Raw genomic sequence first — 7,634 nt, 5'->3', positions numbered from 1 at the left:
GGGTGCCGCGGCCGCCTCCGGCGTTTCCGGGGATCAGCCGGCGTAGGGCTTGACCTCGATGATCCGCACCATGGCCTGCTTGCCGTTCGGCAGCTCGTAGGTCGCCTCGTCGCCGATGGTCCGGCCGTCGATCGCGCGGCCGAGCGGCGACTGCGGGGAGTAGATCTCCAGGTCGTCGTCGCCGGCGACCTCGCGCGAGCCGAGCAGGAACTTCATGGTGTCGTCCTCGTCGCCGTCGAAGGCGACCGTGACGACCATGCCCGGGGCGACCACGCCCGAGTCCGCGGGGGCCTCGCCGACCTTGGCGCGCTCCAGGAGCTGGGTGAGCTGGCGGATCCGCAGCTCGTACTTGCCCTGCTCCTCCTTGGCGGCGTGGTAGCCGGCGTTCTCCTTGAGGTCACCCTCCTCGCGCGCGGCCTCGATCTTCTGCGCGATCTCGATCCGCCAGGGTCCGGTCAGGTGATCCAGCTCGGCCTTGAGCTGGTCGTAGCCGGACTGAGTGAGCCAGGTCACGTTCTCGCTGGTCTGGGTCACGGGTGCTCCTCGTAGGTGCTGGGGCTGTGCTGAGGGTGTGATGCGTCAGCGCGTCGGTTGGTGCTGATATCGGTCTTAACTACAAAGCAACGCCCGCTCCCGTACCAGCTGGTGCGGAAGGGGCGAAACCACGAGCCTAACAACTCCCGCCGACAAAGGGGAGGGTCGTTGGCGCGTCATTGACGACGGCGTTGCGCCGAGGTGTACAGGATCGGTGGGCGGGGCTCCTCTACGGATGCCCGTTCTCCTGAGCGAATATGCGCACCGGGGCGCTACTCGGGAGTACAGCCCAGCAGCTCGGCCGTGGTGCCGCGGGCCGTCGTGCGCAGGCTCACCACCGCGTCGTACTCGGCGCCCCGCGCCGGGACGGGGAAGTCGGCCATCCCCACCACCGCACCGTCCGCGCCCTGCGAGCGCACGGTGCAGCTGCCCGCCGTGCCGTCGCTCTTGCGGACCGCCAGGTGCAGTTGGAGCTCGGTGTCGGAGAGCGCCTGGAAGGTCGGCACCGTGCCGTTGATCTTCGTCTCGCGGATCAGGTACGAGGTGCCCAGCCAGACGATCAGCCCGATCAGCAGTGCCCCGCAGACCGCGCCGACCACCTTGAGCCGGCGGTCGGTCTCGCGGTCGCCGCGCCCCCCGTAGCGCCCCTCGGGCAGCTGCGGGGTCCGGGTGCCAGCACTCATGGAGCTCAGTCCTCTCGTGGGGAGGGGCCGCGAGGGTGGTGCGGGGGGAATGCGGTGCTCCTCCAGTCCGTCACTATAGGAGGGGCACGCCCGCGGCCGGTCCGGCGGGGGCGGGGCTCGGCCGTGTCGGTGCCCGAGGGCGCCGGGCGGTCCTGCGGCGACGCGGCCCCATGAGCGGCTCGGACGGTGGGCAGACCGGCTTGCGCGGGACGCCCGGACATTGTGTGGAAGGAACGTACGCGTTGACTGAGCAGTTGCGACTGATGGCGGTGCACGCCCACCCGGACGACGAGTCCAGCAAGGGCGCGGCGACCATGGCCATGTACGTCGACCACGGGGTGGACGTGCTGGTGGCCACCTGCACCGGGGGGGAACGCGGTTCGGTCCTCAACCCGAAGCTGCAGGGCGATCCGGCGATCGAGGAGAACATCCACGAGGTCCGGCGCAAGGAGATGGACGAGGCCCGCGCGATCCTCGGGATCAAGCAGGCCTGGCTGGGCTTCGTGGACTCGGGCCTGCCGGAGGGCGACCCGCTGCCCCCGCTGCCCGAGGGCTGCTTCGCCCTCCAGGACGTCGAGGCGGCGGCCGAGCCGCTGGTCCGGCTGATCCGGGAGTTCAGGCCGCAGGTCATCACGACCTACGACGAGAACGGCGGCTACCCGCACCCGGACCACATCATGACCCACAAGATCACCATGGCGGCCTTCGACGCGGCCGGCGACCCCGACGCGTACCCCGGGGCCGGCGAGCCCTGGCAGCCGCTGAAGCTCTACTACAACCACGGCTTCCCGATGGGCCGGATCCGTGCGCTGCACGCCTACCTGAGCGAGAACGGCCACGACTCGCCCTACGGCGAGTGGATCGAGGGGTGGGAGAAGAGCGGCCGCCAGGAGCGCGAGATCACCACCCGGGTCCGCTGCGACGACTGGTTCGAGACCCGGGACCGCGCGCTCATCGCGCACGCCACCCAGATCGACCCGGACGGCCCGTGGTTCCGCGTCCCGCTGGAGGTCCAGCGCGAGGTGTGGCCCACCGAGGACTACGAGCTCGCCCGTACCCTGGTCGACGTGGACCTCCCGGAGGACGACCTGTTCGCCGGCCTGCGCACCCCGAGCCTGGCGGCCGAGTCGGCCGACACGCGGGACTGAAGCACCCCCCGACGGCCCGGCTCCCCGTGAGCCGGGCCACCATAGAGATATGAGCGCCCCCGTGAACCTCACCCACCTCGCCGCCGAACTCGCCGTCGACGACGCCAAGGTCACCCCCGGCCTGCTGGGCTTCCTCGTCTTCGCCGCCCTCGGCGTGGCCACCTGGTTCCTGGCCAAGTCGATGAACAAGCAGTTCAAGCGCGTGAACTTCACGGAGGAGCCGGAGTCCCCGAAGGAGTGAGGCCGTGCCCCCGTCCCGGGCGCCGATGCGCAAGGATGGGGGCATGCCGAACCGCCTCGCAGACGCGACGTCGCCGTACCTGCAGCAGCACGCCGACAACCCGGTCGACTGGTGGCCGTGGAGCCCGGAGGCGTTCGCCGAGGCGGAGCGCCGCGGGGTCCCGGTGCTCCTGAGCGTCGGCTACGCGGCGTGCCACTGGTGCCATGTGATGGCGCACGAGTCCTTCGAGGACGAGGGGGTGGCGGGGTACCTCAACGAGCGGTTCGTCGCGGTCAAGGTGGACCGGGAGGAGCGGCCCGACGTCGACGCCGTCTACATGGAGGCGGTGCAGGCGGCGACCGGGCAGGGCGGGTGGCCGATGACCGTCTTCCTGACGCCCGGCAAGGAGCCGTTCTACTTCGGCACCTACTTCCCGGACGAGCCCAGGCACGGCATGCCCTCGTTCCGGCAGGTGCTGGAGGGCGTCCACGCGGCCTGGCGGGACCGGCGGGACGAGGTCGGCGAGGTGGCCGCCCGGATCCGGGCCGACCTGGCCGAGCGGGCCTCCGTCTACGCGGTCGGCAGCGGGGTGCACCAGCCGCCCGGGGAGGCCGACCTGCACCAGGCCCTGGTCGCGCTCGGCCGGGACTTCGACCAGCGCAACGGGGGCTTCGGCGGAGCGCCCAAGTTCCCGCCGGCCATGGTGATCGAGTACCTGCTGCGCCACCACGCCCGCACCGGTTCCGAGGCCGCGCTGGAGATGGCCGTCCGCACCGGCGAGGCGATGGCCCGCGGCGGCATCCACGACCAGCTCGGCGGCGGCTTCGCCCGGTACGCGGTGGACGCCGGCTGGGTGGTGCCGCACTTCGAGAAGATGCTCTACGACAACGCGCTGCTGCTCCGCGCCTACCTGCACCTGTGGCGGTCGACCGGCTCCGCGCTCGCCCGCCGGGTCGCGCTCTCCACCGCGGACTTCCTGATCCGCGAACTGCGCACCCCCGAGGGCGCGTTCGCCTCCGCGCTGGACGCCGACAGCCTGGACGAGGAGACCGGCGCCACCACCGAGGGCGCCTACTACGTCTGGGAACCGGGCCAGTTGGTCGACCTGCTGGGCCCCGCCGACGCCGCCACCGCCGCCCGGCTGTTCTCCGTCACCGCGAACGGCACCTTCGAGCACGGCACCTCCGTGCTGCAGCTCCTCGCGGACCCCGGGGACCCCGGGGAGTACGAGGCGATCCGGGCCCGCCTGCTGGAGGCCCGCGCGTCCCGCCCGGCGCCCGCCCGGGACGACAAGGTGGTCGCCGCCTGGAACGGCCTGGCCATCGCCGCGCTCGCCGAGACCGGCGCCCTGCTGGACCGCCCCGACCTGGTGCGGGCCGCCGAACGCGCAGGCGACCTGCTGCTCGCCGTCCACCTCACCCCCGACGGCCGGCTGCTGCGCACCTCCCGGGACGGCCGGGCCGGCGTCAACGCCGGGGTGCTGGAGGACTACGCCGACACCGCCGAGGGCTTCCTCGCGCTGTACGCCGTCACCGGCGAGGCCGAGTGGCTCCAGCTGGCCGGCGGGCTGCTGGACACCGTCCTCAAGCACTTCGCCGACGAGGCGACCGGCGCGCTGTACGACACCGCGGACGACGCCGAGGAGCTGATCCGCCGCCCGCAGGACCCCACCGACAACGCGACCCCGTCCGGCTGGACCGCCGCGGCCAACGCCCTGCTCGGCTACGCCGCGTACACCGGTTCGGCCCGCCACCGCACCGCCGCCGAGCGGGCGCTCGGCATCGTCGGGGCGCTCGCGTCCCGGGCACCGCGGTTCATCGGCTGGGGCCTGGCCGCCGCCGAGGCGCTGGCCGACGGGCCGCGCGAGGTCGCGGTGATCGGGCCGGCCGGCGCCCCGGACACGGTCGCGCTGCACCGCGCCGCACTGCTGGGCACCGCCCCCGGCGCGGTGGTCGCGTTCGGCGAGCCCGGGGCCGGCAGCGACGAGGTCCCGCTGCTCGCGGGCCGGCCGCTGGTGGGCGGCGCGCCCGCCGCGTACGTCTGCCGGCACTTCACCTGCGACGCACCGGTCACCGACCCGGCGGCGCTGGCGGAGCGGCTGGGAGCGCCCGGCCCGGCGTAGAACCGGTGGGCGGCGGCCCGGACGGCGGGTGAGGACGGGCCGTGCCCCGGGCCCTCAGCACCTCCCCGGACGACTTCCGCACGCAGGCCGGCGGCTTCCCCGCCGCGCACGGGTGAGCCCGGGGACGGGCTACTCCCAGTCCCAGCCGATGCCCAGGATGCAGGGCCGGACGGAGGTGGCGACCAGGTGCACGCCGTGGTGGCCGTCCAGGGTCAGCTCCTCGCGCTCGTAGGGCTCCTCCGCGGGTGAGCGGCGGGCGAAGCGGTGGCAGCGCACGGGCAGCGCGGCCGGGTCGAAGGTGATCTGGAGGACGTACTGCCCGGCGCCCGCGTGGAAGCCCCGGACGTACTCGGAGCTGGGGGAGGGGGCCGGCGCGTCGTCGAAGCCGTAGCCGAGCAGGTGGGTGTCGCCCGCCCGCAGGCGCCGGTCCAGCAGGAGTTCGGCGATCAGCAGGTCGTGGGCCTGGTCGCGGCGGATCCGGCCGGGGCGGCAGTTCTCCTCGGCGCGGACGCCGACCCGGCCGATGTCGCTGCCGGGATCGCCCTGGTGGATGGCGAGGTAGCGGTCGATGCCGTCGCGGTGGGCGCGCAGGGCGTGCTGGGAGTCGCGCCGCCGGAGCCGGCGGTCGGCGCCGATCCGGATCCGCTCGATGTGGGTGACGGTGTGCAGGCCGGTGTCGGGCGGGCCGGCCAGGGCGGCGAGCAGTTCGTCGACGGCGGCGGCCGGGCTGATGAGGTCGCGGTAGGGGCGGACGGGCGGCCCGGCCGGGGCGGCGGGCGCGCCGCGCCGGGGGCCGAGCAGCCGGGTGAGCGAGTGCGCGGGAAGATCCAGGACGCGCTCCAACTCCCGTACCGCGCGCAGGGACTCGGCCCGCTCGGGGCGGCGCCTGCCCTGCTGCCAGTAGCTGAGGCTGGTGACCCCGACGTGGACGCCGCGCAGTGCGAGGTGGTCGCGTACGCGGTGCAGGGCGAGACCGCGGGCCGCGATGGCGGTGCGCAGGGCGAGGTCGAACGGGCCCGTGCGCAGCGCGGTGGCGAGATCGGGACGGTCGGTCCGCCGCATGCGGCCTCCTCTGGACGGGACCGGGCGGGACGGGCCGGCCGGAGGGGCCGCGGCGGTGGACCCGGTCGGTCGTGAATATTCACATGTGGAGGGGGGTTTGTCACCGGTCCGGACGTTCCCGGCGGGGGTTCCGGTGCCGGTGTTCACAGCGCTGCGGGCCCGTTCACACCCCGCCGGAGGGGCTCCGCGGGGCGTTGACCGGCCCGGTCGCCGGCGCGATGCTCGGTGGCGCGATCCGGACCGCACCCCCACACCCCACGACTCCTCTGCCTGTCGCAAGGAGGACATCCCCATGTCATTCGCACGGATCCGTCCGCGCCGCACCGTCTCGGTGCTCGCGCTCGCCGTCCTCGGCCCGGCGTTCGGCGCCGTGGCCGCCGGCCCGGCCCAGGCCGCCCCCACGGCCGCGTCCGGAACGCAACGGGTGCGGCCCGCCGCCGCGGCGGGCGCCTCGGCCGATCTGGCCGGCACCTACCGGAAGCTCAACATCACCATGCAGCAGCAGGAGCAGAGCAACTGGTGCTGGGCGGCGAGCGGCAACACCATCGCCACCTGGTACGGCTACGGCTACAGCCAGAACCAGTTCTGCAACGCCGCGTTCGGCCGCTCGGCCAACTCCGCCTGCCCCAACAACCAGGCCACCCTGGGCGACGTGCAGAACGCCCTGGGCCGGATCGGCATCAACCCGGGCTCGTACGTCTCCGGCTACCTGCGCTACGCCACGGTGCAGACCGAGGTGAACGCCGACCGACCGGTGGAGACCCGGATCCAGTGGAGTTCCGGCGGCGGCCACATGCACGTCGTCTACGGGTACGACACCGGCAGCAACTGGGTCTACTGGGGCGACCCCTGGCCCTCCAACCGCCGCTACAACTGGGCGGACTACAACTACTACGTGTCCAACGGCACGTTCTCCTGGACCCACTCCCTGTACCGGATCGGCGCGTGAGGGGCGACATGAGCAGCAGCATGCGCAGGGCCGCGGCCGTCCGCGGCGCGGTGGCCGTCCTGTTCGCCGCCGGCCTGGGCCCGGTGCTCGCGGCGGCGGCCTCCGCCGCCCCCGCACCCGGCGCCCCGGCCGCTTCCGCCGGGGTTCCCGAGCCGGTGCCCGCGGCGGAGCTGGCCGCCTCCGGCGGCGCGGTGCGGAGCCCGGCGGTGCTCGACCAGGTGGGCCGCTTCTTCGCCCGTACCGGTGCCCCGTCTGCCGGACCGTCCGCCGCCGGAGCCCCCGCGGCGGCGCCGGTGGCCGGTCCCCGGCCGGACGGGGACCCCGTGCCGGTGTACACGCTGGACGCGGGCTTCGTGTCCGGCACCCCGGGCGCCCCGGTGGCCCGGGCGGAGTTCACGGCGAGCCGGGTGGTCGCGGCGGACGGCCGGGTCGCCTCGGTCTGGACGGTGAAGCGCGACGGCGCCTGGCGGGTCGTCAACATCGCCACCGGCGGCGACGAGAGCGACTACGCGGCGCGGGCGGCGGCCGGCGGTGGCGGGACGGCGTTCCGCGAGCCGCAGATCGACGCCTGGTACGTGCTGCGGGACGGCCGGGTGCTGCCGCTGGACGAGGACGCCCGCCGCTCGGTGGGCGAGGCCGGGGTGAGCCTGGCCGGCTACCGGGACCTCGTCCGGCAGCGGTACGGCGACAAGCTGCCCGGCTCGGCGTACGACCGGGCGGGCAGGGGCGGCGGCTACGAGCCCGGCGCCCCGGAGACCGCCGGCGGCCCGGCGGGCGGCGGTACCGCGCTGCCCGCCGTGACGGCGGCGGCGGCCCTGGGCGCCACCGCGCTCGTGGGCGCGGGCGCCGCGCTGCGGCGGCGGACGGCCCTGCGGCACGGGTAGCCCGCGGGGACGGGTGGGGGCGGGCCCGGAGC

Annotated in this window: 8 protein-coding genes; 5 read left to right on the top strand and 3 right to left on the bottom strand. The window is 74.6% G+C overall.

Annotated features, from left to right (window positions below; genetic code table 11):
* Positions 1-33 precede the first annotated feature (33 nt).
* Together greA and ACFCX4_RS32790 are read right to left on the bottom strand one after the other, a co-directional pair.
* Positions 34-534, bottom strand: coding sequence for a transcription elongation factor GreA (gene greA, locus ACFCX4_RS32795; RefSeq protein ID WP_376150511.1), 501 nt, complete (start codon positions 532-534; stop codon positions 34-36).
* 272 nt (positions 535-806) lie between these two features.
* A complete protein-coding gene (locus ACFCX4_RS32790; protein ID WP_376150509.1) occupies positions 807-1,217 on the bottom strand; it encodes a DUF4307 domain-containing protein in 411 nt (136 codons plus the stop codon).
* A 242-nt stretch (positions 1,218-1,459) separates the two neighbouring features.
* Between ACFCX4_RS32790 and mca the strand changes: the two genes are divergently transcribed.
* From mca to ACFCX4_RS32775, 3 genes are read left to right on the top strand one after another with little or no spacing between them, the layout of a single operon-like run.
* On the top strand, positions 1,460-2,365 hold the full coding sequence (gene mca, locus ACFCX4_RS32785) for a mycothiol conjugate amidase Mca (protein ID WP_376150507.1): 906 nt from the start codon (positions 1,460-1,462) through the stop codon (positions 2,363-2,365).
* A 49-nt stretch (positions 2,366-2,414) separates the two neighbouring features.
* Complete coding sequence (locus tag ACFCX4_RS32780; RefSeq protein ID WP_376150505.1) at positions 2,415-2,606, top strand: hypothetical protein; 192 nt, start codon at positions 2,415-2,417, stop codon at positions 2,604-2,606.
* Between the two features lie 43 nt (positions 2,607-2,649).
* Positions 2,650-4,707, top strand: coding sequence for a thioredoxin domain-containing protein (locus ACFCX4_RS32775; protein WP_376150503.1), 2,058 nt, complete (start codon positions 2,650-2,652; stop codon positions 4,705-4,707).
* A 129-nt stretch (positions 4,708-4,836) separates the two neighbouring features.
* Here ACFCX4_RS32775 and ACFCX4_RS32770 read toward each other — a convergent pair whose 3' ends face one another.
* A complete protein-coding gene (locus tag ACFCX4_RS32770; RefSeq protein ID WP_376150501.1) occupies positions 4,837-5,769 on the bottom strand; it encodes a hypothetical protein in 933 nt (310 codons plus the stop codon).
* Positions 5,770-6,061: 292 nt separating this feature from the next.
* Here ACFCX4_RS32770 and ACFCX4_RS32765 point away from each other — a divergent pair, with 292 nt between their 5' ends.
* Both ACFCX4_RS32765 and ACFCX4_RS32760 read left to right on the top strand, forming a co-directional pair.
* Positions 6,062-6,718 carry a papain-like cysteine protease family protein gene (locus ACFCX4_RS32765; protein ID WP_376150499.1) on the top strand — a complete coding sequence of 219 codons (657 nt, stop codon included), beginning with the start codon at positions 6,062-6,064 and terminating at the stop codon, positions 6,716-6,718.
* Between the two features lie 8 nt (positions 6,719-6,726).
* Positions 6,727-7,602, top strand: coding sequence for a hypothetical protein (locus tag ACFCX4_RS32760; RefSeq protein ID WP_376150497.1), 876 nt, complete (start codon positions 6,727-6,729; stop codon positions 7,600-7,602).
* Positions 7,603-7,634: the final 32 nt, after the last annotated feature.

Origin of the sequence: Kitasatospora sp. NPDC056327 (assembly GCF_042261735.1) — a bacterium.
Lineage (GTDB): Bacteria > Actinomycetota > Actinomycetes > Streptomycetales > Streptomycetaceae > Kitasatospora.
This window is presented reverse-complemented; position numbering and strand designations above follow the sequence as displayed.

Excerpts from the sequence above, each read along its gene's own strand:
- ACFCX4_RS32770 (WP_376150501.1), bottom strand. The coding sequence starts at position 5,769 with ATGCGGCGGACCGACCGTCCCGATCTCGCCACCGCGCTGCGCACGGGC.
- ACFCX4_RS32765 (WP_376150499.1), top strand. The coding sequence starts at position 6,062 with ATGTCATTCGCACGGATCCGTCCGCGCCGCACCGTCTCGGTGCTCGCG.
- ACFCX4_RS32760 (WP_376150497.1), top strand. The coding sequence starts at position 6,727 with ATGAGCAGCAGCATGCGCAGGGCCGCGGCCGTCCGCGGCGCGGTGGCC.
- ACFCX4_RS32780 (WP_376150505.1), top strand. The coding sequence starts at position 2,415 with ATGAGCGCCCCCGTGAACCTCACCCACCTCGCCGCCGAACTCGCCGTC.
- ACFCX4_RS32775 (WP_376150503.1), top strand. The coding sequence starts at position 2,650 with ATGCCGAACCGCCTCGCAGACGCGACGTCGCCGTACCTGCAGCAGCAC.
- ACFCX4_RS32790 (WP_376150509.1), bottom strand. The coding sequence starts at position 1,217 with ATGAGTGCTGGCACCCGGACCCCGCAGCTGCCCGAGGGGCGCTACGGG.